Here is a 26740-nt window from a genome sequence, read left to right as displayed (position 1 = left end):
CTGCTCGCGCCGACCTCTTGTGGCGCAGATTTGCTACGTAGTAAATTTCGGCGGCATGACACGTACCGCTCTCGCCCCCAGGTTCACCGGAGCCGGAAACATCGAGTTCGCGGATCACGAGTACACCGATCCCGGACCGGGTCAGCTCCTGCTCTCCGTCCAGGCCAACGCCCTCTGCGGCACCGATCGCCATCAGTACTTCGACGGCTCGTCCGTCGTCCCGGGCCACGAGGCCGCCGGCACGGTGCTCCAAGCAGGTGCAGGCACCAGCACCCCCGTCGGCACCCGCGGCGCCGTCTTCCTGATGGACTACTGCGGCGAGTGCCGCAGCTGCACCTACGGCGCCACCAACCAGTGCTTCGCGAAGCGCGCCGACATGGGTTTCAGCCACGACGGCGGCTACGGCCCGTACGAACTCGTCCACGAGTCCAACTTCTTCCCCGTCACCGACGACATCGAGATCGGCAACGCCACGATGCTGCTCGACGTGATGGGCACCAGTACGCACGCCCTCGGTCGCGCGGCCCTCGTCCGCCAGGACGTCGAGAGCGTGTACATCGCCGGCGCCGGCCCGATCGGCCTCGGCCTGACCGTGATGAGCAAGCTCAAGTACGGCGCCGACGTGCCGGTCTACATCTCCGACGTCTCCCGCTGGCGCCTCGAGTTCGCCGAGACGTTCGGTGCGATCCCGCTGCTCGCCGACGACATCTCCGCGGCGGGCAATCCGGACATCGCGTTCGACGCCTCCGGCAAGGGGTCCGCGCGCCGCGCCGCCCTCGACATCATCAGCAAACGCGGCGCGCTGATCTGCGTCGGCCACGGCGAGGGCGTGACGCTGAACGCCTCCGACGACCTGATCAGCCCCGAGCACGCCGTCCTCGGCAGCGAGTACTTCCGGTACGACGAGATGCCGGGCAACCTCGCGATCCTCTCCGAGCACCAGGACCTCATCTCGCGGGTCATCAGCCACCGTTTCCCGGTCGAGGAGATCAGCGACGCGTTCCGCCTGTTCATGGCCGGCGAGACGGGCAAGGTCGTCATCACACAAGAGGGCGCCCAGTGACAGTCCCAGTGAAGGTCGCGGTCGTCGGCGCGGGCGGTTGGGGTGAGCACCACGCGCGCATCTTCTCCCGTCGCCCCGACACCGACCTCCGCGCGGTCTTCGGCCGCACCCCCGAGAAGACCCGGCAGCGGGCCGAGCGGTACGGCGCCACGCCGTACACGGATCTCGATCTGATGCTGGAGCGGGAGCGCCCCGACCTGATCACGGTGTGTCTGCCGAACGAGGACCACCACGACGTCACGCTCAAGCTGGTGCGGACCGGCGTACCGCTGCTGGTGGAGAAACCGCTCGTCTTCGACCTCGCCGAGGCCGACACGCTCCTCAGCGCGGCAGGCGATCAGTTCTTCGCGATCAACTTCAACCACCGGTACGCCGAACCGGTCCAGCGCGCGAAGGCGCTGATCGACGCCGGTGAGCTGGGCGATCTCGTCTTCGCGACCTGGCGGTTCGGTGGCGAGGCGAACCGTGGCGGATCGCCGCACGCGGGTCTGATCGAGACGCAGTGCCACGGGTTCGACATGCTGGAGCACCTGGCCGGCCCGATCACCGCGGTCTCCGCGCACATGACCGACAAGACCTACGGCGCCTTCAGCACGGTCGCCCTCGCGCTCGATTTCGAGAACCGCGCGGTCGGCACGATGCTCGGGACCTACGACTCGTCGTACGCCTATCCCGACACGCAACGCATCGAGATCAACGGGACCGCGGGCCGGCTCGTCATCCACGACACCGTCCGCGCGCTGACGTTCAGCAAGGCCGGCGATCCGGTCGAGCAGCGCTGGCACTCGACGTACTTCGACGACGAGGCCCGCAACTTCGCAGGTACCTTCGACCGGCACGTCGACGCCCTGCTGGACGCTCTCCGCGCCGGCGAGCAGCCCCCGGTGCACGCCCGCGCGGGACGGCGAGCGCTGCAACTCGCGTACGCAGCCATCGAGTCACACGAGACCGGACGAAAGGTCAGTACCGGGTGATCGCGTCGGCCTTCGCCTGTAGATAGCGCTGCTCCGGGAGGCTCGTCGTACGGCGGGCCGCCGCAAGGTAATGCTCCTGAGCCTTGGCCGGATCGCCTGCTCGTTCGTAGAGGTGGGCGCGGACGGCGTCCAGGCGGTGGGTCTCGGTGATGTTCTTGTCGTCCTCGATGGTCGCGAGCAGGTCCAGACCCGCCTGCGGACCTTCGAGCTGGGCGAGTGCGATCGCGCGGTTGAGCGTCACCATCGGGTTCGGGGCGAGGCGCTCGAGCAGCAGGTACAGCGAGTAGATCTGCCGCCAGTCGGTCTCGTCCGCGCTCGGTGCCTCGGCGTGCACCGCGGCGATCGCGGCCTGCAACTGGTACGGCCCGACCGCGCCCTGCTTCAGCGTCTCTAAAGTCAGGTCGGCGCCCTCGGTGATCTGCGCGCGATCCCACAACGCGCGGTCCTGCTCGTCGATCGGCACCAGCCCGCCGTCGGCGGTCGTCCGCGCCGCGCGCCGCGAATCGGTCAGCAACATCAACGCCAGCAGACCCGCGACCTCGCCGTCGCCGGGCAGCGCCGCGCGCAACATCCGCGCCAGCCGGATCGCTTCCGCCGTCAGCTCGACGCGCTGCAACTCCTCCCCCGAGCTCGCGGTGTAGCCCTCGTTGAAGATCAGGTACAGCACCTGCAGTACGACGCGGAGCCGCTCGGCCTGCTCGGACTCGGGAGGCATCTCGAACCGGCTGCCGGCCGCCTTGATGCTCTTCTTCGCCCGGCTGATCCGCGGCGCCATCGTTGCCTCGGGCACCATGAAGGCCCGGGCGATCTCCGCGGTACTCAGACCGCCGACCGCACGCAACGTCAACGCGACCTGCGAGGCCGGCGTGACGGCCGGATGGCAACACAGGAAGAGCAACGTCAACGTGTCGTCGGTGTCCGGCGCCTCGCCGATATCGGCGCCCGGGGCAACCAATTCCTCCGGCCCGGCCATCGCCGCGACGTTGTCCTCCCGGCGCCGGCGCGCGTTCTCGCTGCGGAACGCGTCGGTCAGCCGCCGCGTCGCGACCGTGATCAGCCACCCGCGCGGGTTCGCCGGTACACCGTCCATCGGCCACTGCGTCGCCGCCGCGAGCAACGCCTCCTGCACGGCGTCCTCACACAGATCGAACTGCCCGTGCCGCCGCACCAGAAACCCCAGCACCTGCGGCGCGAGCTCGCGCAGTACCTCCTCGACGTTCACCCCGCCGAGCCTACGCGCCGAACAATCGGCATTTCGACAGGACGTATACGTCCACTGAACCCGATCGGCCGGGTCGCTGAGCGTGAACGCAGGCGTGCCGAGCCGACACCTCCTGTCGAGCTGCCGATCACCGGTAAGCCCACCCCGACCACCGCTCCACCCGAACCACGATCACGGGCCCGCGCGGCGGATCCCCGTCGTACTGCGGGTACTTCGCCACCAGCAGGTCGACCGCTGCGGCGTGCTCAACCGCCACGCGCGCGACCCCGTCCACGCGGACCCACCACAGGTGCGTCCAGTCCTCCTCGTACTCGTCGACCAGCACCGCGACCCGCTCGTTCGCCTCGATGTTCCGCAGTCGCTGCAGAGCGGTCGTCGTCTTCGGCTTCTGGTCGATCGCGATGAACAGCTTGTCACCATGAACGGCGTACGTCACCGGCACGAGGTGCGGTCGCAGATCCTCCCCGACCGTCGCCAGCCGTCCGACCCGTGCGGCTGCCACCCGGGCCCGGCAGGCAGACTCGTCGAGTTTCACCGCTGCAGGTGTCGGAGGGCTGCGGTCGGGATCCTGCGGGTGATCGGGCCGATCACTGACGCGTCGCGCAAGGCGGTCCGCGCCGCCAGGTGTCCGCAGGCGCCGTGCACGCCACCACCCGGGTGAATCGCGGAACTGCCGAGGTACAGACCGTCGACGAACGTTCGCGCGCTGCCCAGCCCGATCGTCGGCCGGAACACCAACTGCTGGTGCAGCTGCATCGTGCCGCCACCGAGCGCGCCGTACCCGAGGGCGGCGTTCCCCGACTCCAGCGTCGACGGCCGCTGCAGGTCGCGGCCGACGACCAGGTCGCCGAACCCGGGCGCGAACCGCTCGATCGTCCGCTCCATCCGGCCGGCCAGCTTCTCCGCCGACGCGTCGTCGGCGATACCGCGCGGCAGGTGCGCGTACGCCCAGACCGCCTCGGTGCCTTCCGGCGATCGCGACGGATCCGCCTTCGTCGTCTGCCCGATCAGCATGAACGGCTGCGACGGCACCCGCCCGGTGTCCAGATCGGCCGACAGGTGCACGAGCTCATCGGCGGTCCCACCGAGGTGGACGACGCCCGCCGACCGCGCCTCGACCGCCTTCCACGGGATCGGGCCGCTGAGCCGGAAGTTCAGCTTGACCGTCGGGTAGTCCCATTCGAACCGCTCGTCCAGATCGCGCCGCAGCCCTGCCGGGATCAGTGCCTCGGGCAACAACTCGCCGTACAGCACCGGTGCGGACGTGTCCGCGACGACCGCTCGCTCGACCGCGACCGTCTCCCCCGACGCCGTCTGTACGGCGGTCACGCGGCCCGCCGAAACGTCGACGCGGGTCACCGGCATGCCCGAGACCAGCAACGCGCCGGCCCGCTCGGCACGGCGCACCATCGCTCCGGAGAACGCGGACGAGCCACCGGTTGCGACCGGGTAGCCGACGTCCTGGGCCATCATCGCGAGCAGCCAGCCCATCGTCCCGCTGACGCTGCCCGACAACGGCGCATCCGCGTGCAGGGCGTTCCCGGCGATGATCGCGGGACCGTGCTGGCCGGCGAACAGCTCCTGACCCATCCGGTGCATCGGCATCGCCATGAACCGCGCGAAGCGCATCAGCTCACCGACCGACCCGAGCTTGCGGGCCAGCTTCACCCCCGGAACAACCGGCGGCCAGGTGGTGAGCAGCGCGTTCAGCAACGGCTCGCGCACCGACACGTACTGCTGGTACAGCCGCAGCCACGCGTCACCGTCGCCCGGGTGCTCGGCGCCGAGCGACTTCGCGGTGTCCTCGGGGTCCGGGTGGATCGCGGCTGCGGCGCCGTCCTCGTCGAGCAGGTGCACCAGCGGCAGCGGCGCGTGCGCCCACTTCAGGCCGAACTTCTCCAGCTCCAGCGCGCGGATCACCGGTGACGCGACACCCAGCGGGTAGTTCGAACTGAAACGATCGCTCGTCCAGCCGCCGTCCTCGGTCGACCGGACGGCCCCGCCGAACGTATCGGCGGCCTCCAGCACCAGGACGTCCCAGCCCGCGTCGGCGAGCGTGATCGCGCTCACCAGACCGTTCGGCCCCGAACCGATCACCACGGCATCAACACTGCGCGGCAGCATGCTTCGAGCCTAACGTGACCGGGACTCGATCTCCCGCATCAGGGTGCTGAGCTCGCGGGCGCGCCCGACCATCGCCGGGTCGACCATCCGGCCGTCCGGCAGCACGATCACTCCCCCGTCGGCGACGCCGGCCTCGTCGACCGCCGCCAGCAGCGCCTCCGCCGCGGCCACCTGGTCCGCGGACGGCGTGAACGCCTCGACGATCGTCGGCAACTGCCGCGGATGGATCGCCGTCCGGCCGACGAACCCGAGGCCGCGGCCCTCCTCCGACGTACGGCGGAGTCCGTCGACGTCCTGCACGTGCGGGAACACCGACATCATCGGCGCGCCCAGCCCGGCCGCCCGGGACGCCGAGACCAGCCGGCCACGGGCCCAGCCGAGCCCCGCCGGACCGTCCACGCCGAGCGCGCTGGACAGGTCCGCCTCGCCGAGCCCGATCGCGACCACCCGCGGGTCCGCGGTGGCGATCTCGAACGCCCGCTCGACCCCGAGCGGCGACTCGATCAGCGCGGTGATCCTTGCCGACGGCACCTTGTCCAGCACCGCCCGGACGTCGTCCGCGCTCTCCACCTTCGGCACCCGGATCCGCACCGCTGGTACGGCGGAGATCGCGGCCAGGTCGTCCTCGATCCAGGGCGAGGTCAAGGCGTTCACCCGGATCTCCACCCGGCCGTTCACGTTCGCCGCGAGCCAGGCGACCGCCCAGCCGCGGGCATCCGCCTTGTCCGCGACCGGGACCGCGTCCTCCAGGTCGAACACCACCAGATCAGGGCCCGCGGCAACAGCCTTCGCGAACCGGTCCGGCCGGTTGGCCGGAACATACAGTGCCGTCAGCACTTTCGAGGCCCCCTCCAGGCGAAAGCTTCTACACCACACCCGCGGCACGCAGCGCCGCGAGCTGGTCCGGAGTCACGCCGATCTCCGCGAGCACCTCGTCGGTGTTCGCGCCGTGCGGCCGTCCGGCCCACTTGATCGACCCCGGCGACTCGGACAGCCGGAACAACACATTCTGCATCTCGACCGGTCCGCCGAGTTCGTCGTCGTCGACGCTCACGATCGTCCCGAGCGCGGCGTACTGCGGATCGCCGACGATCCCGCGGATGTCGTGCACCGGACCGACCGCGGCCTCGGCCTTCTCGAACTCCGCCATCACGAGCTCCAGCGACCGCTCGGCGATCCACGACCCGACCGCGTCGTCGAGCTCGTCGGCGTGCTCGGCCCGCTCCCGCCCGGTCGCGAACCACGGCTCCGCGACCAGATCGGCGCGGCCGACCAGCGTCACCACCCGCTCGGCGATGCTCTGCGAACTCGTCGACACCGCGACCCACCGGCCGTCAAGAGTCCGGTACACGTTCCGCGGGGCGTTGTTCGACGACCGGTTCCCGAGCCGCGGCTGCACGTACCCGGTCTGCTGGTACGCCGTGATTCCGCCACCGAGCATCATCAGGATCGGCTCGATGATCGCCATGTCGATCACCTGGCCCGACCCGGACCGGTCCCGCTCGCGCAACGCCACCAGCACGGCGTACGCCGTCGCGAGCGCGGTGATCCCGTCGGCGAGACCGAACGGCGGCAGCGTCGGAGGGCCGTCCGGCTCACCGGTGACCGCCGCGAACCCGCTCATCGCCTCGGCCAGCGACCCGAACCCGGGACGCCGCGACCACGGCCCGACCTGCCCGAACGCCGTCACCCGCGCGATCACCAGCCGCGGGTTCGCCTCGAGCAGCACGTCCGGCCCGAGTCCCCAGCGCTCCAACGTGCCGGGCCGGAAGTTCTCGACCAGCACATCGTTCTGCTTGACCAGGTCCAGGAACACGTCGCGCCCGCGGGACAGGTCCAGCGTCGCGAGCCGCTTGTTCCGGCCGAGGGTCTTGAACCAGAGCCCGACCCCGTCCTTGGAGGCGCCGTGCGTGCGCGCGGCGTCCGGGCGGGACGGGTGCTCGATCTTCGTCACGTCGGCGCCGAAGTCACCGAGGAAGGTCGCCGCCAGCGGTCCCGCGAAGAGCGTCGCCGCCTCGAGCACCTTCACACCGTCAAGGGCTGCAGGTCTCATCCTGCGCACCTGAAGCCGATGCTTGCCGAGCGGTCGAGACCGCCACCGGTGAGCACCAGTTTGAAGCTGACCTCCGGCTCCTGCGGCCCGCCGTCGGCGTACCAGTCGGAGCCCTCGGCGACGTAGTGCGAGCCGCCCTTGAGGATGCAGAACCGGCTGCGGCCGTCGCGGTGCTCGCTCTCGGTGAGGTTCCACACGAGCGGTTCCAACCGACGGAACCCATCGACCCCAGCCGCGACCTGCCACTCGTCCTCGGTGGGCAGCCGGCCACCACGCCAGGCGGCGTAGGCCCGCGCGTCCGGCAGGTCGACGTACGTCACCGGCTGGTCCTCGGTGCCGGCCGCGGGCGCGCCGTCCACCCAGTGCTTCAGGAACCGGTTCGTCACCAGCGGCCGGTAGTCCGTCGCGGCCAGGAACGCCGCGTACTCCGCATTCGTCACCTCGGTGATCGCGACCGAGACCTCCGGCAGCGACACCTCCCGCGTCATCGTCTGGATGTCGTGCAGGCGAGGCGGCAGCGGCTTCCACTCCTCGACGTACGGCGCGGTGTCGTACAACCCGGTCTCGCGCCGCCGGTGCGTCACGGTCAGCGTCCGCTCCCCCGCCGGTACGACGACCGCCGCGCCGATCTCGGCCGGTCCAGACACGGCGGGCACCGAGACCCGCTCGGCAGGTCGCATCGGGAACGCGGACTCGTCGACATGCGCCCGCGGCATCGTGCCCAGCCGGCGAGCCGTGGCCCGGCACGAGGCGCCGGCGGTCGCGCCGACCCGGACGATGCCGGCCACGCCACGGCCGGGGACGACCAGGTGGACGCCCTGGTCGTCCGCGGTGATCGGCACGCCCGTGGTCACGTCGTACCAGTCGCCGACCTGGTCCTCGGAGCGCAGCACAATGCCGTCGAAGTCCTCCTCGTCGCGGTTGATCAGCGTCCAGAAGGTGATGTCGGCCAGGTCGAAGCGCGACCCGTACACACCGTGCTCACGCGCCTTCTCCGGGATCTCGGGCGTCAGCTGGATCCAGTCGCCGTTGATCAGCACCGGCGCGAACGCGCGCTGGGCGGCGACCATCCGGCGCAGCGTCGCACGGTCGCGGGCGTTCCAGCCGACCCACGCCGAGAACACCGACTCCCAGATCAGCATGCCGACGCCGTTCACCCAGGCCGACTGCAGCTCGTCGCTGTGGTCGCGGTTCCACCGGCGGGTGTGGTGCATCATGTGCCGGCGCTCGAACAGGTGCGCCCGCAGGACACCGGGCGCGTCGGTGTCGGCGAACCACTGCGCCCAGGACAGCGCGTGGTCCCCGATCCTTGCCATCGGCAACCGCGACTCGCCTTCGAGGGCGATCGCCGGGTTCGCCTGCCGGATCGCCCGGGTGAAGGCCGGGTCGCCTTCCTTCAGGGTGTCCAGGAAGACGCCGTCGACGGCGTAGTCGCTGACCAGGGCGGCGAACTCGTCCGCGTCCGAGCGGGCCGCGCGGCGGGTGCCGACGTCCCACGGGTTGTAGTCGAAGAACACCTTCAGACCGAGCCGGTGCAGGTCGTCGATCAGCGCGCGCAGGCCGGGGACGTCACGGTAGAAGTCGAACTGGTTCCGGTCGTCGATCCCGATCACCGGGTACGCGTGCCACAACACGATCGCGTCGTGCCCGCCGAACTCGTCGACGCCGTGCTGGACGAACTTGTCCGGCGTGAACTTCCCGGTCGCGACGTCGTACAGCAGGTCGTCCCACAGCCAGACCAGCGCCACGGAGTACGCCGTCTGCGTCCATTCGCGGCCCGGTTCGTCGTAGTGCGAGCCGTCGTACCGCGTGCGTTCGAAGGCGCCGAAGCGCCACTCGGCGAGCTTGGCACGCCACCGCGGCAGTTCGGCCGGGTCCTCCGGCGCACCCAGGATCTTGGCGTCGTCCAGGAAGGACAAGTCGGCCCCGGCCCCCAGATCCACCCGGGCGGGTAGGTCGATGGGCCGCGGTTCGAGCGGGTTCACAGGTATACCTCCGCATAACGCGCGTCGATTGCATCCCCGTGCGGCACCGAGGGAATCGCCCCCGCCACCTGAACACTCAATGAAGCAGCAACGTTAGCGCGTCGGACCGCGTTCGTCAGGTCGCCTGCCGTGATCGAGTCGTTAGCTGACGCCGCAGTCAATTGGGTAGCCAAAGCTGCCGCCAGCACACCGCAGAAGGTGTCACCGGCTGCGGTCGTGTCGACGACGTCCACGGGGACGCCGGGGACCGCGATCTCCTCCGCGTGCCGGGTCAGGATCACCGCGCCGTCGCCGCCGAGCGTGACGATCGCGGCCGGCACCTTCTTCAGCAGCGCCGACCGGTCGGGCCCGGCGATCGCCTCGGCCTCGGTCTCGTTCACCACGAGCAGGTCGACCTCGGCGAGCAGTTCGTCGGACAGCTGGGCCGCCGGCGCCGCGTTGAGGATGAAGTACCCCGACGCCGCGGCCGCCGACCGCACGGTCGGGAACGGGATCTCCAACTGGGCGAGCACCACGCGCGCGCTCCGAACCGCAGCCAGTGCGTCGGCCGACAGTGTCAGCGCACCGTTCGCGCCGGGGGCGACCACGATCGAGTTCTCACCGCTGTCCTCGACCGTGATGATCGCGGTACCGGTCGGGGCGTCGCCGGTCGTCGCCAGCGACAGGTCCACGCCGGAGTCCTCGAGCGCGGCGCGCAGCAGGGCGCCGCCGTCGTCCGCGCCGAGGGCGACGACCATCGCCGTCCGGGCACCGGCCCGCGCCGACGCGACCGCCTGGTTGGCGCCCTTGCCACCGGGACCACGGGTCATCAGACCCGACAGCACAGTTTCCCCCGGCCGCGGGATGCGCTGGACCGGAAGCACCAGGTCCACATTCGCGCTCCCCACGACCACAACCTCAGACGCCACCCCTGGCCACCTCCACAGTCCGCCGCGCCAGCTCGCCGATCGCGATCTGGTTCATCCCCGGGAGGCTGGTGGCCACCCGGTTGTCAAGTGGTGTGGACCACTCTGCCGGAACCCCGCGCGTCGCGCCAAACACAGCTCCCACCGTGGCGCCGACCGAGTCGGTGTCCCAGCCACCCATCACCGCGCGACCGACCGCAGTGCCGAAGTCCGGCGCGGTCAGCGCGTAAGCGGCCAGGGCGGTGTTGTTCACCGCGTGCACCCAGTGCAGGTCGCCGTACTCCGCGTGCAGCGCGTCGAGGGCCTCGTCGAGCTCGGCGTCGGCGAGCGTCAGCCCGAAACGGACCGCGCGGGCGATCGCGCCCTGGCCGACCACGTCCAGACCGGCGATCGCGGCCTTCACCGGATCGTCGAGGACGAGCGCCGCGGCCGACATCGCGGCCACCCACAGGGCACCGTCGACGCCGGCACCGGTGTGACTGAGCCGGGCGTCGACCAAGGCGAGCCGAGCGGCCGCCGTCAGGTCCCCCGGGTGGGTCCAGCCGTAGACGTCGGTGCGGATCTGGGCGCCGATCCACTCACGGAACGGGTTCCCGACGACGGCCGCGCGGGCCGGCTCGACGCCTTCCAGAAGGTTGCGGTAGGCAACACGCTCGGCGGTGAACACCCGGCCGGCGGGCAGGTCACTCAGCCAGCTCTGCGCCACGTCCTCGGTGCTGAGCCCACGCCCGTAGCGCTCGAGCATCAGCAGTGCGAGGATCGCGAAGTTGATGTCGTCGTCCTCGGGCATGCCGTCGATGACCTCGCGCAGGCTGGTCGGCTTCGACCGCCGGTTCCACGGCCACCGCCGCTGCACGTCGTCCGGTACGCCGATCGCGGTGATGTACTGCGCCAGCGGCCACTGACCGGAGCTGGTCAGGATCTCCCGGATGCCTTCGCGCGGGATCTTCTCCACCGGCTTACCGAGCAGGCACCCGGCGGCGCGGCCGAGCCACGCGTTCAGGGTCCGGGTCTCGAGGTCGACCGGCGCACCCAGCGAGGGCAGTTCCGGGATCTCCGGCTCGGTCCACCGCGCCGTCCGGGCATCGAGTACGTCGAGCAGCTCGCGAGCCAACGCCCGCAAGGCAGGCGTCGCCGGCTCGCCCGAGGCACCGGACACCGGCGCGTCCGTCGTACCACCGGCGGCCAGCCAGCGGGCCTGGACGTCGGTGACGTCGACCCCCTCGGAACGCGCTTGGACCAGTTGGTGCGGGAGGAGGTCCTCCGGCTGCACCCAGGTCAATCTCATCGAGGCTCTTCCTTCCCCTGTTGCGCCAGGCGAAACACACACCTGGATCGTTGCGTCGGCGCGGGCCGATACTTCCGGCCATGGTCACCCGCCGCGGTCTGCTGACCGCCACCGGCGCCGCCGCCGCGCTCGCTCTGACTGGAAACCTCCCCGACCTCGCCGATGCAGTAGGAATACCGCACCGCACCGACAGCAGGCCGCTGTTCACGCTCGGGGTCGCCTCGGGCGACCCGCTCCCCGACGCCGTGGTGATCTGGACCCGGCTCGCTCCCGGTCCACTCGAACCGTTCGGCGGGATGGCCGACCGCGCGGTGGACGTCGAGTGGGAGGTCGCCGAGGACGCTGCGTTCCGCACGGTGGTACGACGCGGTACGGCGCACGCCCGTCCGGAGTACGCGCACACCCTGCACGTCGACGTCCGGGGCCTGCGCCCGTGGCGGCACTACTTCTACCGCTTCCGCGCCGCCGGCCAGATCAGTCCGACCGGTCGGACGCGGACCGCGCCGGCGCCGTCCGACGAGCCCGCGGTGACGATGGCGGTCGCGTCCTGCCAGGCCTTCTACGACGGCTTCTACACCGCGTACCAGGACGTCGTACGCCGGGACCACGACGTCGTGCTGTTCCTCGGCGACTACATCTACGAGGTCGGCGTCGGTCCGACCGCGGGCGTCCGTAACCAGGCCGTCCCGGTGGACTTCGCCGGCGAGATCTTCACTCTCGACGAGTACCGGGCCCGCTACGCCCTGCACAAGACCGACCCCGACCTTCAGGCCGCGCACGCGGCGGCGCCGTGGATCGTCACCCTCGACGACCACGAGGTCGAGGGCAACTGGGCCGGGTACGTGTCCGAGGACGGCCTGCCGTACGACGAGTTCCTGGTCCGTCGCGCGAACGGATTCCGCGCGTACTGGGAGCACATGCCGCTGCGTCTCGACCAGTCCCCCGACGGCCCGTCGATCCGCTTGCACCGGCACCTGCGCTACGGCCGCACCGCCGACCTGAGCGTCCTGGACACGCGGCAGTTCCGCGACGACCAGACCAGCACCGGTGGCTGGCTGCCGCCGGACGCCGTGTCGACCGACCCGGCCCGCACCATCACCGGCGCCGCACAGGAACGCTGGCTGCTCGACACGCTCGCCAAGTCGACCAGCCGCTGGAGCGTGGTCGCCCAACAGGTCGCGATGGCCCAGCTCGACCGCAAGACCGGGCCGGAGCTCGAGCTCCCGATGGACACCTGGAACGGATACGCCGCCTCGCGCGACCGCGTCCTGTCCGGGGTCCGCGACCGGGACGTGCGGAACTTCGTCGTACTGACCGGAGACCTGCACCGCAGCGTCGCCTCCGACCTGCGCGTCGACTTCGCCGATCCGTCCACGCCCGCGGTCGGCACCGAGTTCGTCACCACGTCGATCTCGTCCGGCAAGGACGGCGTCGACGCCGACGCGACCGGGCGCGCACTGCTCGCCGAGAACCCGCACGTCAAGTTCCAGAACGTCCAGCGCGGCTACCTCAGCTGCCGCCTCGACAGTACGCACTGGACCTCCGAGTTCCGCATCGTCGACCGCGTCACCACACCCGGCGGTACGGCGTCCACCCGCGCCACCCTGGTCGTCGAGGACGGCCGTCCCGGAACCCACCTGGCCTGAACGGACCCGCTGATGAAACGCGCCGCCCTGCTGCTCCTGCTCGCCCCCGCCACTCTCGTTGCTGCCAGCAACAACAGCAACCCCATCGAGATCAGCGCTGCCCCGCAACCGGTCGAGGTCGTCCCGCTGCCCTGCTTCCCGTCCGGCAAGCTCGCCGTCGGGATGACCAACACCGGCCGCAAGGCCACGGTCGCCGACATGCGCGTCTCCGGCGACGCCGCACTGACGCTGTCCAGGCACCAGTTCTCCAGCTATCTGCCGGTCGGCCAGCTGGTGAAGGCGCCGCTCGAGATCACCGTCCCGCGCGGCACCGCACCCGCGACGCACTCCGTCGACCTCAGCGTCGGTCGCGACCACCTGAAGGTCCCGGTCGTCATCAAACCCGTCCCCGCGCGCGACAACGTCCTGCTCGGTGAACAGGCCGTCGCGTCCTCCACCAACGGCAACATGCGCCTGTGCGGTGGTGTCGACGGCAACGCGGACTCCGCGCAATGGGGTGCCAGCGGTTGGCACGACAACACCAAGGGCGTCTTCCCCGACACGTACGGCGTCGACTTCGTCCAACCGACGACCGTCGGGCGCATCGTCCTGCAGACCCTGGACTCGACCACCTACCCGGCAGCCGTGATGGGCATCCGCGACTTCGACGCCCAGGTCCTTGTCGACGGCAACTGGACGACGGTCGCCGAGGTCCGCGGCAACGTGCAGGGCCGGGTGACCCTGACCTTCGCACCGCGCCCGGTCGACGCCGTCCAGCTCGTCATCCGCGACTCCAACGACCACGGGTACTCCCGCATCGTCGAACTCGAGGCCTACAGCAACTGACATTCAGACCAGCGCGTCCAACGCGGCCGCCCGCCGGGCCCACCGCTCGGCGTCGGCCGCCCGGATGTCCCGCACCACCGAAGCCATCACCCGACCCGGCTCGTCGAGGTCGGTCTTGCTCGCCTCGGCGATGTCCGCGGCCCAGTCCTCCGGTACGCCGTCCCGGCCGCTCAACGCACCGGTGATCGCACCCGCCATCGACGCGATCGAGTCCGCGTCGCGACCGTAGTTCGTGCCACCCAGGACGGCCCGGCGTACATCTCCCTCGGAGACCAGCACGAAGCCGAGCGCCACCGGGAGCTCCTCGATCGCCTTGGTGCGGCTCGGACGGCGGGCGTCCATCGACAGCTCACGATAGTTCGGGCCGACGGTGTCGTAGGGCTCGATCGCCTTGCGAAGAACAGGAATCGCCTGCTCCCAGTCGGTGACGCCGTCAGCTGCCTCGGCCACCGCCTCGACGGCCCTCCGCGTGCCGTCCTTGGCCAGACCGAGCGCGGCACCGACCGCCGACGCGGGCGTCGCGCCGGGGATCATCGCGGCGGCGACGGCGGCCGCGAACACGCCGGCCGCCTCCCGCCCGTAGCTCGACTGGTGCGCGCCGGCGACATCGAGCGCCTCGGCGTACGCGCCCTCGGGGTCGCCCGCGTTGGCGATCCCGACCGGCGCCATGTACATCGCCGCACCGCAGTTGACGATGTTGCCGACGCCGGCCTCGCGCGGATCGACGTGCCCGTAGTGCAGCCGGGCGACCAGCCATTTCTCGGCGAGGAAGACGCGCTGCAGCAGCAGCGCGTCCGCCTCGAGCTCCGGGACCCAGCGGGTCCCGTTCAGCATCTTCGGCACCAGCGACTCGGCGACCGCATAGGCGTCCAGGTGGGCCCGGCACTCGTCGTACACCTCGACCAGTGCGTGCGTCATCAAGGTGTCGTCGGTGATGTGGCCGTCGCCCTTGTGGTACGGCGCGATCGGTCGCGCCGTCCGCCAGTCCTCGTACCACGGACCGACGATGCCGGTCACCCAGCCACCGTGCCGTTCCCGGATCGCCTCCGGCGTCCAGCCCTCGACGGCTCCACCGATCGCGTCACCGACCGCGGAACCGACGAGGACTCCTCGTGCCTTCTGCTCCAACGTGGTGTTGGCTTGTGCAGGCATCAGCTGTTGACCTGGCCCCATCCGTCGCTCAATTTCTTCCCCAGTGCCGCGGTGTCGGTCTTGTTCGCCAGGAACTCCTGGAACGCCGGCGTCGCGATCTGGTCCTTCCACTTCGGGTAGTTCTCCACGCTCTGGAACGGCGCCTTGGTCAGCTCGGTGCCGCTGGCAAGGATCTGCTGCCAGCCGTTCTTGCCGCCGGTCGCCGTCTGGATCGCGTCCCGGGCCGCCTGGGTGGTCGGGATCAGCCAGTCGCCCTGACCGACCGCGGCCAGGTTCTCGGCCTTCATGAAGTAGTCGATGAACTTCGCCGACTGCTCGACGTGCTTGCCCTCGGCCGGCACCGACAGCGTCTGCGGGTTCGCGGCCTGCTTGCTGCTGGTCCCCTTCAGCGGCGGCAGCACCTCCCACTGGAAGCCCTTCGGCGCCTCTTCGGCGATCTGCTGCGCGACGTAGTTACCGGCCACGATCATCCCGTACTTTCCGGCGTAGAACCCGGGCAGGACGTCGGAACCGCTCTGCGTCAGCGAGGTCGGGTCGATCGACTTGTCGTCGTAAGCCATCGCGTGGATCCGCTTCGGCACCTCGAGCTCGGCGTCGCCGACGGTCGCCTTCGCGTCCTGGCCGCTGCCGTCGAAGAACTTCGCGTCGAAGTTCAGGCCGAGGTTCAGCATCGTCGCGGTCGGGCTCTTCAGGCCCCAGCCGAGACCGTACTTGCCGCCGGCGGTGAGCTTCTTCGCGTTCGCGGCCAGGTCGTCCCAGCTCAGCGAGTCACCGGCCGCGGTCACCCCGGCCTGCTTGAGCAGCGCCGAGTTCGCGAACACGACGTACGACTGCAGCAGGGTCGGCGCGGCGTACACCTTGCCGTCCTTGGAGACCGTGTCCCAGACACCCTGCGAGACGGCGTCCTTGGTCCCCTGGCTCAGGTACGGCGAGAGGTCCGCGAGGTACCCCTGGTTGACGAACCCGGTGATGTCGGCGGACTCGTCCTGGATCACGTCCGGCGCGGTCCCGCCCTGGAACTGGGTGACGAGCTGGTCGTGCACCGAGTCCCAGCTGCCCTGGACGTACTCGACCTGGATGTTCGGGTTCGCGGCGTTCCAGTCGGCAACGATCTTCTTCGTCGCGGCGACCGTCGTCTTCTGGAAGGCGAGACTCTGGAACTTCAGCGTCACCTTCTCGTTCGGATCACCCGATCCCGAACTGTCGTTGCTGTTACCACCGCAGGCCGCAAGCGTCACCAGGGCGCTTGCCGCGAGCAGCGCGGTCACTACCTTCTTCATTACTTCTCCTAACCCTTGACTGCGCCGCTCAACAAACCGGAGGTCAACCGGCGTTGGAGGAAGGCGAAGAACACGAGACTTGGCACGGTCGCCAGAACAGACGCAGCGGCGAGCGGGCCGAACTGCACCTGGCCCTCGGCACCGACGAAGCGGGCGAGTACCAGCGGAAGTGTTTTGAGCTGTGGATCCTGCAGGAGCACCAGGGCGAAGAAGAACTCGTTCCACGCCGAGATGAAGGTGAACATCGCGGTCGCGATCAGGCCGGGCCGGAGCAGCGGCATCACGATCGAGACGATCGTCCGCAACCGACTGGCACCGTCCACGGACGCTGCCTCTTCCAGCTCGCGCGGCACCGCGGCGACGTACCCCTGCAGCATCCAGAGCGCGAACGGCAGTGACCAGACCATGTACACGATCACCACACCGGGGATCGTGTTCGTCAGGTGCAGCGGCCGCAGGATCATGAACAGCGGGATCACGATCAGGATCACCGGGAACACCTGGCTGACCAGGATCCAGCCGTTGGTCAACGGGCGCAGCCGGCTGCGGAACCGGGCCAGCGCGTACGACACCGGCAAGGCGACGATCAGCACCAGGATCGTGCTGTAGATCGAGATCTGCAGGCTGTTGCCGAGACCCCGGACCAGGCCCTGCTCGTTCATCGCGTCGGTGTAGTTGGACAGGTCGAAGTGCTTCGGCAGCAGGCTCGGCGAGATGCTGGCGAACTCCTGCGGCGACTTCAGCGAGCTGGAGATCAGCCAGAGCAGCGGGAAGCCGAGGAAGACCAGGTAGCAGACGACGGCGACGTACTGCAGGAACCGGGTGGCCGGACGCGTTCTCATGCCTCGCTCCTCAGCCGGTTCCGCAGATAGAAGAAGAGGAACACGATGATGATGACCACCATCACGTCACCCATCGCGGCGGCCATCCCGAAGTTCCCGTACCGGAAGGCCTCGTTGTAGGCGAACAGCATCGGCAGCATCGTCTTGCCGCCCGGACCGCCCGCGGTGAGCACGTAGACCAGGCCGAACGAGTTGAAGTTCCAGATCATGTCCAGGCTGGTGATCGCGACGATCACGGTCTTCAGCTGCGGGAGCGTGATGTACCAGAACTGGCTCCACGCGCCCGCGCCGTCGACGGCGGCCGCTTCGTAGAGCGTTCGGTCGATCCCTTGCAGGCCGGCGAGCAGGGTGACGGTCGTCATCGGCATCCCGACCCAGATCCCGACCACGATCACCGCCGGGAGCGCCGTACTGAAGTCGCCGAGGAAGTTGATCGGATGGTCGGTGAGGTGCAGCTTCTGCAGGATCTCGTTGACCGGGCCGTTGGTCGGGTGCAGCAGCAGCCGCCACATGATCGCGACCACCACCGGGGGCATCGCCCACGGGATGAGTGCGAGAGTGCGGGCGACGCCGCGGAACTTCAGGTCGGCGTTCAGCAGCAGCGCGAGGCCGAGGGCGGCGACGAACTGCAGGATCGTCACCGACAGCGTCCAGATCACGCCGATCCGGAACGAGTCCCAGAACAGGTTGTTGTGCAGGAGTTTGCTGAAGTTGTCGAAGCCGACGAAGTTCGTCTGGACGTGCAGACCGGCGCGGGCGTCGGTGAAGCCGAGCGCGATCCCGCGGATCAGCGGGTAGACGCTGAGGATCAGTACCGGAAGCAGTGCGGGCAGGAAGAGGAAGATCGCCTCGCGGTTCTGCTTCGGCTTCCCACCGGGCTTCTTCTTCAGCTCGGTCGGCGCGGTCAGGGTCGCGGTCACGGGGTTGACCTCCGGATGCTCAAGGAGGGTTGTACGACGATGCGCCGGGGCGTCCGGTCGTTGTCCTCGATGCGGGCCAGCAACAACTCGGCAGCACGCCGCCCGCGCTCCGCCGACCCCAGGTTCACACTCGTCAACGGCGGGAAGCTCTGCTCGGCCAGCTCGCTGTCGTCCATCCCCACCACGGCCACATCAGCCGGTACGTCGAGTCCGGCCGCCGCGAGCTCGTGCATCAACCCGACGGCGAGCAGATCGTTCGCACAGACCACCGCGTCGAACCTGCCGGTGGCGAGCAGGTCGGCGGCTGCGGCGCGGCCGGCTGCGAAGGTGAAGTCGGCCGCTTCGGCGACCGCGACGGCCTGCAGGTCGTGAGCCTTGAGCGCCTCGGTGAAGCCCTTGGACCGGGCGGCTCCGGGGACAGTGTCGGCGGGGCCGTTCAGGAAAGCGATGCGCTTGCGGCCGCAGGACAGCAGGTGGTCGACGGCGAGCAACATGCCCTTCGGCGAGTTGGCGCGAACCGTGTCGACACCGGCCTTCGCGGGCACGCTACCGGCGACGACCACCGGGACCTCGCACTCGCGGATCGACTTCACCAGGTCCTCGTCGACGCGCAGCGGGCTGATCAGCAGACCGTCGGCGTACCCGCGCGCCATCCCCCGAACCAGCGCGACCTCGTCCACCACGTCCGGCCCGGTGGTGGTGACCACCAACCGGTACCCGGCTGCCGCGACGACCTCCTCGACCGCCCGCATCATCGTCACGTACACCGGGTTGCCGACGTCCGCGACCGCCAGCGTCAGCTGGAACGTCCGCCCGACCTTCAGCGACCGGGCCCGCGCGTCCGGCACGTACCCGAGCTCGGCAACCGCCCGCTGGACGCGCTCAGCCATCTCGTCGGTGGCCGGCAGGCCGTTCAGCACGCGCGACACCGACGCCACCGAGACACCGGCCGCCCGGGCCACCCCGGCGATCGTCGGACGACTCACGCCGACCTCCTGTAATCGTTCTTGTAATCGTTTACAAGCGAGACAGTAGGGCGCCGTCGGCCAGCGGTCAACCTCAGGACGGCCGGATGGCCAAGCTGTTATCTACGGTGTGACGAACTACTCGTCGTCTTCCTCGGCGCCCGGGCGCTCGGCCCACGGCGTCTCCTTGGCCGGCCGGACCACGATCAGCTTGTCCCCGGCCGCCAGCACCGACACGTTCGAGTCGTAGTACCGGTGCACCTTGCCGTCGCGGACGACCGACACCACCCGGTCCGGTACGGCGGACGGCGGCTTGCCGACCTCGCGCCCGAGCACCGGCCGCTCGGCGACCTCGAGACCCTCGCCGTACGTCAGCAAGTCCTCCATCACCTCACCGAGGTTCGGGCTGACCGCGGACAGGCCGAGCAACCGGCCGACCGCCTCGGACGAGGTGACGACGGCGTCGGCGCCGCTCTGCCGCAGCAGCGGCACGTTGTCCTCCTCGCGGACCGCGACCACGATGTGCGCGCTCGAGTTCAGTTGCCGGACCGCGAGCGTGACCAGCACCGCCGAGTCGTCCCGGTCGGTGGTCACGATCACCTCGCGCGCGGTCATCACCTCGGCGCGCCGCAGTACCGTCCGGTTGGTCGCGTCACCGTGGAACGCGGCCATCTGGTCGTTGCCGGCATCACCGATCGCCTGGGCCCGCGGGTCGATCACCACGATGCTGTCCCGCTTCACCCCGTTGCTGAGCAGCGTCTGCACCGCGGACCGGCCCTTGGTGCCGTAGCCGACGACGATGGTGTGGTCCTTCATCCGTTTCCTCCAGCGCGTGTCGCGCATGATCCGGCGACCCTCGTTGGCCAGCACTTCCAGTGTCGTACCGACCAGAACCACCAGGAACGCGATCCGCAGCGGAGTCACGATGAAGGCGTTCACCAGCCGGGCAGCGGGCGTCACCGGCGTGATGTCGCCGTACCCGGTCGTGGTGAGCGTGACGGTTGCGTAGTAGATGCTGTCGATCAGGTCGACTTTGCCGTCGTAGCTGTCCCGGTACCCGTCACGGTCGACCACCACGATCAGCACCATCACGGTCAGCAGTCCCAGCGCGACCAGAAATCGGCTGAAGAGCTGAAAGAGCGGCGAGCGCGTGCTCGCGGGCAGGTTGACCAGCAGACCGTGTGGGTTCCGACCGGTGGGAAGGGGTGGCACGGGTACGACGATATTGCACGGACGGCCGATCCATCGCATAGGACAGGCTCCGGTCGGACAGTGCGACACTCACCATCAGACTGTCGCCGTCCCGCACCACCCTGGACCGCATCCGCAACCGCTCGAGGGTTCGGAGCATCGCGTGGTTCTCCGGCTGCACCATGCAGACCACCCGGTCGGCGCCGAGCGTACGGGCGGAGTCGACCACCTGGCGCAGCAGCCGCAGTCCGAGACCCTGCCCCTGCCAGCCGTCCTCGACCAGGACCGCGACCTCCATCGTCGTGCTCCCGAGCTCCTCCCACGGCGCCGCGGTCGCCATCCCGATCACCGCGCCGTCGAGGCAGGCGACGATCGAGACGCCACCGGCCGGCGCGGACAGGTGCCGCGCGGTCCGGGCAGTGAGTTTCGGCATCGGGACGTGGTACCGGCGCGTGCGGCTCTCGTACGAGCACCGCTCGTGCATCGCCACGACGGCGTCGGCGTCCTCGACGGTCGCCGTCCGCAGCACAGGGACGCCGCTCCCGGGCCGCGGCCCCGCCGGCGCCTCGAAGCGCTCGGACAGCCGCCCGGCGATCTCCACCAGCACATCGGCGCGGGCCCATTCGGCGGGCGTGTACTCCTCGAACCCCTGCAGGTTCCCGAGTTCGTCGTCCACCGACACCGGGTCGTCGATCAGCCGCAGTACGGCGCGCAGGTACCGCGTCGGGGCGTCGTTCAGTACGTCGGCCTGGCACGGGCGCACCGTCGTACCGACGCATCCGGCTTCCGCGACCAGGGCCGCCAGATCGTCAGCGGTCCAGCCGACCCCGGTGGAGACGACCAGCTCGTCGATCGCGCCGGTCTCGGCGGTGAAGACCTCCAGGTGGAGGATGTTGATGTCGTCCGCACCACACCGTGCAGCGAGTTCGGCCAGGGCACCGGGCCGGTCGGCGAGTTCGGTCCTGATCTTCCAGAGCATGCGGACGCCCTCCCTCGTGGAAACGTCCTTCTACTCTCCGTCCGGCCTGTTGCTCCGCCGCGTCCGGGATGTTACGCCCGCGTCAACGTTTCCGGCGGACCTTCGGCAGGTGCGGCGTGATCTTCACCTTCCGCGCGGCCAGCACCACCGCGGTCACCCGCTGGTCCAGGTCGGCGTGCCGGAGCAACTCGGGATAGCTGCTCTGCGGCACCGGCGGGTACGTCGTCACGATCGCGTCCCCGGAGAACACGAAGAAGATCGCCGCGCCGTCCTTGATCACCTTCAGCAAGGAACCGTCGCGCACGGTGAGAGCATGTTCGACCGCCTTGCGCCGCGCGGACCGCTTCGCCCACGCGGCCTGCACCGCCTGCTGCGCCGGCTCCCGCCCGTGCCGGACCGCCTCGATGACCAGCGGCCCGTACCGCACGCCGTACTTGACGACGTTCTTGGCCAGCTTGCTATTCGGTTTCCCCGCACCCGCCATGGGTCGAGCGTACTGACCTCAGCCGGTCAGAGCGTATGCAGTTTGTCGAACGGCGACATGACGCGTAGCAGCCGGCCGCCTCCCAGGTCGACCACCACCGCGCGAGTGCCCTCGACAGCGCTGATGCGGCCGATGCCCTCCCTGTCGTGGGATACCCGGTCACCAGTCTCGAATGTCTTGATCGGGGCTGCGGTCCGGGCGGTGAAAGGACTCGTGGGCAGGTGACGACGCGTCGTCGCGCGAGAAGACTCCATCAGGACACCAGTATGCGCTCAGCTTCGTCACGTCGCTCATTTCGCACCCTCGCCGGCGCATTTCGGGGCTGCCTGTCGCGTCGGCATGCGGACGTTCGCCGCGTCAGGCACCATGGAGGCCGTGACCTCCCCCAATCCGCGTCGGCCGATCCTGCCCGGCAACAAGTTGTTCGAGTCGCTGCCCGGTGCGGCCGACCCGGCGACCGTGACCGAGGCCGCCCACCGGACCGCCGAACTGCTGGTCCGCGGCGTGCGGAAGTCCGAGGACTCCGAGGTGCACGCCCGGGTGGTCAAACTGGCCGACGAGTACGGTCTCGACGAGCTCGCCGAGCTCTGGTCCGACTCCCCCGCCGACTCCCTGCCGGGCGCGCTCTGGCGGCTCTACGTCCTGCGCTCCTGGGTGCACTCGAACGCCGAGGCCGTCTCCCGCGAGTTCGCCACCGGCCGCAAGTACGCCGAAGTCCACGCCGTCGTCGCCGGTGTCGCCGAGCCCCCCGGCCCGACCGAGGTCCGCGAGATGGTGGACGCCGTACTGCGCGGTGTCGCGACCGGTGACTTCGCGATCACCCTGGACCGGGCGGCGGCGTTCGCGCGGATCGTGGCGACCGGGCGCGCGCACCTGGCCGACGACGGGCACGACCAGGTCCTGTCCGCCTCGAAACTGGTCGAGACCGCTGACCAACTGGAGACCGCGGCCCGCGCCGAACGTGCCGGACAGCTCTGGTAGTTGCGCCCGACGCGTCCTGGTGTTATGGCGCGTGATCGCCGTCTCGGAGCCCGAGATCTCAACAGGACAAGGGGTTTGAGCACCCGCTACACTGTTCGAGGTGTCGGGCCGGTGCAAGCCCCGGGTCCCAAAATAAGCCGCTACGAGCGGCCACGCGCCGTGAGGCGCTTCCCGGTCCGACGCCTTCACTCTTCCCCAGGCAACTGTTGCCAGTAGCAACCACGTCTGGGTTGCCTGCGGCAACGGCGAACCCATGCGCTGCAGTCCCGTTCACGGACCGCGTCGGAGTATGCCCGCCGGGTCAACGCGCCGTTCGGTCGCCGCCCGCGGGGGGGTGGGTAGATCTGATCGCCGAGGAGGCGCACACTCGAAAGAGGTGACCGATCGGCCGGGGGGCCGCTGATCCGCCGGGGAGGGCGCATGGTCTCCGTAAATGGGCAGACAACTGATTCCGCGCGGCCGACCGAAGTCGTCCGCGCGGCCGACATCGTCCGCGTGTACGGCGAGGGGGACACCGCCGTCCGGGCGCTGCGCGGCGTGAGCGTGCAGATCGAACCCGGACAGCTCACCGCGGTGATGGGACCGTCCGGCTCGGGCAAGTCCACGCTGATGCACATCCTCGCCGGCCTGGACCGCCCGACCTCGGGCTCGGTGCGGATCGACGGTACCGAGATCACGACCCTCGGTGACGACGCGCTGACCAAGCTCCGCCGGCAGCACATCGGCTTCATCTTCCAGTTCTTCAACCTGCTCCCGATGCTCAGTGCGCGGGACAACATCGTGCTGCCGCTGACCATCGCCGGCGAGAAACCGGATCCGGAGTACTTCGACGACCTCGTCGAACGGGTCGGCCTCACCGACCGCCTCGGGCACCGCCCGGCAGAACTGTCCGGCGGCCAGCAGCAACGGGTCGCGATCGCGCGCGCCCTGGTGTCGCGGCCGACCGTGATCTTCGCCGACGAACCGACCGGCAACCTCGACTCCCGGACCAGCGGCGAGATCCTCACGCTGATGCGGTCCTCGGTGGAGAAGTACGGGCAGACCACGGTGATGGTCACCCACGACGCCCGCGCGGCCGCGATGGCCGACCGGGTCCTGTACCTGGCCGACGGCGAGATCGTGAAGGAGACCGGACGCTCCGACCAGCACGAGATCCTGCAGATCATCGACACGCTGGACCTGCAGTGATCCGCTTCGCCCTGCAGGGCCTGCTGGCGCGCAAACTCCGCACCGCGCTGACCGCGATCGGCGTCGTGCTCGGGGTCTCGCTGATCTCGGGAACCTACGTCCTGACGGACTCGATCACGTCCGCGTTCCACTCGATCTTCACCCAGAACTACAAGAACACCGACGCCGCGATCACCGGCAAGACCGCGTTCGAGGCCGGGCAGAACGGATCCGCCGCGCCGTCGTTCTCCGACACCCTGTTGCCGAAGGTCCGCGACCTGCCCCAGGTCGGGGCGGCCGGTGGTGGGGTCAGCGGTGAGGCGCAACTGATCGGTAAGGACGGCAAGGCGATCGTCTTCGGCGGCGCGCCGAACCTCGGCTTCAGCGTCGATCCCGCGCTGCCGCAGTTCAACTCGCTGACGCTGATCAACGGGTCCTGGCCGCATCCCGGCGAGGTGGTGATCGACACCCAGACCGCCCAGAAGAAGGGATTCCACTCGGGCGACGCAATCGGCGTACAGGCGCGTGGCGCGGAACAGCGGATGCGGATCTCCGGGCTGGTCGAGTTCGGAGCGGTGTCGTCGATCGGCGGCGCGACGCTGGCCGGGTTCGACCTCGGGACCGCGCAGCGACTGTTCGACAAAACGGGCAAGCTCGACCAGATCCTGCTCGCCGCCAAGAACGGCACCAGCGACCAGGAGCTCGTCAACGCCGTCCAGCAGGTCCTGCCGCCGGGGACCCAGGTCCGGACCGCCGAGCAACAGGCGGCCAACGACGCCTCGGACACCACGAGCTTCCTGAACTTCCTGCAGACGTTCCTGCTCGTGTTCGGCGCGATCGCGCTGTTCGTCGGGTCGTTCGTGATCGCGAACTCGTTGTCGATCACGATCGCGCAGCGCACCCGCGAGTTCGCGACGCTCCGGACCCTCGGCGCCTCCCGCCGGCAGATCCTCGGGTCCGTCGTCCTCGAGGCGTTCGTCACCGGACTGCTGTCGGCCGTCGTCGGGCTGTTCCTCGGGCTCGCGATCGCGACCGGGCTGTTCAACCTGTTCGACTCGATCGGCTTCACGCTGCCCAACAACGGGCTGGTCTTCAAGACCCGGACGATCCTGGTCGCGCTGGTGGTCGGCGTCGTGGTGACGATCCTCGCCAGCCTGCGGCCGGCCTGGCGGGCGACCCGTGTACCCCCGATCGCCGCGGTCCGCGAAGGCGCGTCGATCGCGCCCGGACGGTTCCACCGGTACCGTCCGCTGGGTGCCGCGCTGCTCGCCGCCGTCGGCATCGCGCTGGTGGTCGTCGGTCTGTTCGCCAACGGGTTGAAGACGCGCACGCTGCTCATCCTGCTCGGAGCCGGGGTCCTGTTGCTGTTCATCGGGATCGCCGCGTTCTCCTCGCGGCTGGTCCGTCCGCTGGCGGCCGTCGCGGATCCCGTCGCGCGCTGGTCGGTCGTCGTCCTCACGGCGCTGATCTGGCCGATCATCCTGGTACCGTTCTGGGCGATCCGGCGGCTGTTCGGCAAGCATCCCGAGTTCCCCCGCGTCCTCCCGGACCGGCCGGCGGTCGGGATCGGCGGACAGAACAGCCGGCGTGATCCGCACCGGACCGCGTCGACCGCGGCGGCCCTGATGATCGGGCTCGCCCTGGTCACGCTGGTGGCCATGCTCGGGGCCGGCCTGATCAAGCCGTTCGAGGACGCCGTCGACCGGATCTCCACCTCGGACTACGCGATCACCGCGCAGAACAACTTCAGCCCCTTACCGCCGACGGTCGCCGCCACGGCAGCGAGGGTGCCGGGGGTCCAACAGCTGACGAGTGTCCGCGGTGGTGAGGCCCATGCCTTCGACAAGACCATCCAAATCACGGCCGTCGACCAGGACGCATCCGGGTTGCTGAACTTCGACTGGCAGGCCGGCTCCCAGGCGTCGCTGTCGGCGCTGGTGCCGGACGGCGCGATCGTCGACTCCGCTTACGCCAAGGCGCACTCGCTCAGCCTGGGTTCGCCCATCAGCCTGAAGATGGTGACCGGCAAGACGGTCCCGTTCACCGTGCGCGGCATCTTCAAGCCGCCCGCGGGCGGATCGCCGTTCGGGAACGTGACGATCGCGACGGCCACCTTCGACGCCGTGAACCCGCAGCCGCAGAACATCTACACCTTCCTGAAGATGCAGGGCGGGGTCACGGCGGCCAACACGGCCACGCTGAACGATGCCTTGGGTTCGTTCCCGAACGCCAAGGCCGTGACGATCGCGGAGTTCAAGAAGGCCCAGACGGACAGCATCAGGAGCCTGCTGAACGTGCTGTACGTCCTGCTCGCGTTGTCGGTCCTGGTCAGCCTGTTCGGCATCGTGAACACACTGGTGCTGACCGTCTTCGAGCGGACCCGCGAGCTCGGCATGCTGCGCGCGATCGGCCTGACCAGGGGCCAGGTGAAACGGATGATCCGGCAGGAGAGCGTGATCACGGCGCTGATCGGCGCGGTGATCGGGATCGTCCTGGGCATGGTGCTCGCCGCGCTGCTGGCCTCCCGGCTGGAGGAGATCGCGTTCACCGTCCCGGTCGGGCAACTGGTGATCTTCGCGGTCCTCTCGGTGGTCGTCGGAATCTTCGCCGCGATCTGGCCGGCTCGCCGCGCGGCACGACTCAACCCGTTGGAGGCACTGCAGTACGAGTAGTTCTACGCAGGAGCACTAACCC

Annotated in this window: 23 protein-coding genes; 7 read left to right on the top strand and 16 right to left on the bottom strand. The window is 69.7% G+C overall.

From position 1 onward, the window contains the following. The first annotated feature begins 55 nt into the window (after positions 1-55). Positions 56-1063: an alcohol dehydrogenase catalytic domain-containing protein gene (locus tag ACWGID_RS08475; protein WP_452195752.1), complete on the top strand. Its 1008-nt coding sequence runs from the start codon at positions 56-58 to the stop codon at positions 1061-1063. After that, the gene (locus ACWGID_RS08470) at positions 1060-2037 is read left to right on the top strand and encodes a Gfo/Idh/MocA family protein (protein ID WP_452195751.1); all 978 of its coding nucleotides are present in this window, start codon (positions 1060-1062) and stop codon (positions 2035-2037) included. Before ACWGID_RS08475 ends, ACWGID_RS08470 begins: the two co-directional genes overlap by 4 nt. On the opposite strand, the gene ACWGID_RS08465 is transcribed toward ACWGID_RS08470, so the two are convergent. The 8 genes from ACWGID_RS08465 to ACWGID_RS08430 all read right to left on the bottom strand — a co-directional run bounded on the left by ACWGID_RS08465 (position 2024) and on the right by ACWGID_RS08430 (position 11614). Next, positions 2024-3259: an RNA polymerase sigma factor gene (locus tag ACWGID_RS08465; RefSeq protein ID WP_452195750.1), complete on the bottom strand. Its 1236-nt coding sequence runs from the start codon at positions 3257-3259 to the stop codon at positions 2024-2026. The two genes, ACWGID_RS08470 and ACWGID_RS08465, sit on opposite strands and share 14 nt — an antisense overlap. 127 nt (positions 3260-3386) lie before the next feature. Further along, positions 3387-3794: a TIGR03668 family PPOX class F420-dependent oxidoreductase gene (locus tag ACWGID_RS08460; RefSeq protein ID WP_452195749.1), complete on the bottom strand. Its 408-nt coding sequence runs from the start codon at positions 3792-3794 to the stop codon at positions 3387-3389. Continuing rightward, a complete protein-coding gene (locus ACWGID_RS08455) occupies positions 3791-5383 on the bottom strand; it encodes a phytoene desaturase family protein (RefSeq protein WP_452195748.1) in 1593 nt (530 codons plus the stop codon). Before ACWGID_RS08455 ends, ACWGID_RS08460 begins: the two co-directional genes overlap by 4 nt. 9 nt (positions 5384-5392) lie before the next feature. Beyond that, entirely contained in the window at positions 5393-6220 is an 828-nt protein-coding gene (locus ACWGID_RS08450; protein ID WP_452195747.1) for an HpcH/HpaI aldolase/citrate lyase family protein, read from the bottom strand. A 28-nt stretch (positions 6221-6248) separates the two neighbouring features. After that, positions 6249-7436: a CaiB/BaiF CoA transferase family protein gene (locus ACWGID_RS08445; RefSeq protein ID WP_452195746.1), complete on the bottom strand. Its 1188-nt coding sequence runs from the start codon at positions 7434-7436 to the stop codon at positions 6249-6251. After that, a complete protein-coding gene (locus ACWGID_RS08440) occupies positions 7433-9421 on the bottom strand; it encodes an SUMF1/EgtB/PvdO family nonheme iron enzyme (RefSeq protein WP_452195745.1) in 1989 nt (662 codons plus the stop codon). Before ACWGID_RS08440 ends, ACWGID_RS08445 begins: the two co-directional genes overlap by 4 nt. Next, positions 9418-10329, bottom strand: coding sequence for a ribokinase (locus ACWGID_RS08435; RefSeq protein WP_452195744.1), 912 nt, complete (start codon positions 10327-10329; stop codon positions 9418-9420). Before ACWGID_RS08435 ends, ACWGID_RS08440 begins: the two co-directional genes overlap by 4 nt. Then, complete coding sequence (locus ACWGID_RS08430; RefSeq protein WP_452195743.1) at positions 10319-11614, bottom strand: ADP-ribosylglycohydrolase family protein; 1296 nt, start codon at positions 11612-11614, stop codon at positions 10319-10321. The genes ACWGID_RS08435 and ACWGID_RS08430 overlap by 11 nt, the downstream gene beginning before the upstream one ends. Before the next feature lie 80 nt (positions 11615-11694). Here ACWGID_RS08430 and ACWGID_RS08425 point away from each other — a divergent pair, with 80 nt between their 5' ends. Continuing rightward, complete coding sequence (locus tag ACWGID_RS08425) at positions 11695-13260, top strand: alkaline phosphatase D family protein (protein ID WP_452195742.1); 1566 nt, start codon at positions 11695-11697, stop codon at positions 13258-13260. Positions 13261-13272: 12 nt separating this feature from the next. Continuing rightward, positions 13273-14085: a discoidin domain-containing protein gene (locus ACWGID_RS08420; RefSeq protein ID WP_452195741.1), complete on the top strand. Its 813-nt coding sequence runs from the start codon at positions 13273-13275 to the stop codon at positions 14083-14085. A 3-nt stretch (positions 14086-14088) separates the two neighbouring features. Here the strand turns inward: ACWGID_RS08420 and ACWGID_RS08415 are convergent, their stop codons facing one another. The 8 genes from ACWGID_RS08415 to ACWGID_RS08380 all read right to left on the bottom strand — a co-directional run bounded on the left by ACWGID_RS08415 (position 14089) and on the right by ACWGID_RS08380 (position 21898). Next, positions 14089-15237 (bottom strand): ADP-ribosylglycohydrolase family protein, encoded by a 1149-nt coding sequence (locus tag ACWGID_RS08415; protein WP_452195740.1) that lies wholly within the window; start codon positions 15235-15237, stop codon positions 14089-14091. After that, a complete protein-coding gene (locus ACWGID_RS08410) occupies positions 15237-16517 on the bottom strand; it encodes an ABC transporter substrate-binding protein (RefSeq protein ID WP_452195739.1) in 1281 nt (426 codons plus the stop codon). Before ACWGID_RS08410 ends, ACWGID_RS08415 begins: the two co-directional genes overlap by 1 nt. Before the next feature lie 8 nt (positions 16518-16525). After that, entirely contained in the window at positions 16526-17359 is an 834-nt protein-coding gene (locus ACWGID_RS08405) for a carbohydrate ABC transporter permease (protein ID WP_452195738.1), read from the bottom strand. Continuing rightward, the gene (locus ACWGID_RS08400; protein ID WP_452195737.1) at positions 17356-18279 is read right to left on the bottom strand and encodes a carbohydrate ABC transporter permease; all 924 of its coding nucleotides are present in this window, start codon (positions 18277-18279) and stop codon (positions 17356-17358) included. Before ACWGID_RS08400 ends, ACWGID_RS08405 begins: the two co-directional genes overlap by 4 nt. Beyond that, entirely contained in the window at positions 18276-19265 is a 990-nt protein-coding gene (locus tag ACWGID_RS08395) for a LacI family DNA-binding transcriptional regulator (RefSeq protein WP_452195736.1), read from the bottom strand. The genes ACWGID_RS08400 and ACWGID_RS08395 overlap by 4 nt, the downstream gene beginning before the upstream one ends. 117 nt (positions 19266-19382) lie before the next feature. Beyond that, positions 19383-20333 (bottom strand): potassium channel family protein, encoded by a 951-nt coding sequence (locus ACWGID_RS08390; protein WP_452195735.1) that lies wholly within the window; start codon positions 20331-20333, stop codon positions 19383-19385. After that, the gene (locus ACWGID_RS08385; RefSeq protein ID WP_452195734.1) at positions 20305-21414 is read right to left on the bottom strand and encodes a GNAT family N-acetyltransferase; all 1110 of its coding nucleotides are present in this window, start codon (positions 21412-21414) and stop codon (positions 20305-20307) included. The genes ACWGID_RS08390 and ACWGID_RS08385 overlap by 29 nt, the downstream gene beginning before the upstream one ends. An 82-nt stretch (positions 21415-21496) precedes the next feature. Beyond that, on the bottom strand, positions 21497-21898 hold the full coding sequence (locus ACWGID_RS08380) for a hypothetical protein (protein ID WP_452195732.1): 402 nt from the start codon (positions 21896-21898) through the stop codon (positions 21497-21499). Between the two features lie 375 nt (positions 21899-22273). On the opposite strand from ACWGID_RS08380, the gene ACWGID_RS08375 reads away from it, so the two are divergent. The 3 genes from ACWGID_RS08375 to ACWGID_RS08365 all read left to right on the top strand — a co-directional run bounded on the left by ACWGID_RS08375 (position 22274) and on the right by ACWGID_RS08365 (position 26718). After that, positions 22274-22879: a hypothetical protein gene (locus tag ACWGID_RS08375; RefSeq protein WP_452195730.1), complete on the top strand. Its 606-nt coding sequence runs from the start codon at positions 22274-22276 to the stop codon at positions 22877-22879. A gap of 420 nt (positions 22880-23299) precedes the next feature. Continuing rightward, positions 23300-24067 carry an ABC transporter ATP-binding protein gene (locus tag ACWGID_RS08370; protein WP_452195728.1) on the top strand — a complete coding sequence of 256 codons (768 nt, stop codon included), beginning with the start codon at positions 23300-23302 and terminating at the stop codon, positions 24065-24067. After that, the gene (locus ACWGID_RS08365) at positions 24064-26718 is read left to right on the top strand and encodes an ABC transporter permease (RefSeq protein WP_452195726.1); all 2655 of its coding nucleotides are present in this window, start codon (positions 24064-24066) and stop codon (positions 26716-26718) included. The genes ACWGID_RS08370 and ACWGID_RS08365 overlap by 4 nt, the downstream gene beginning before the upstream one ends. Positions 26719-26740: the final 22 nt, after the last annotated feature.

The sequence above is a fragment of the Kribbella sp. NPDC054772 genome (assembly GCF_053611945.1).
Note: the sequence above shows the minus strand (reverse complement) of the source record. Positions and strands in the feature narration are given on the sequence as shown.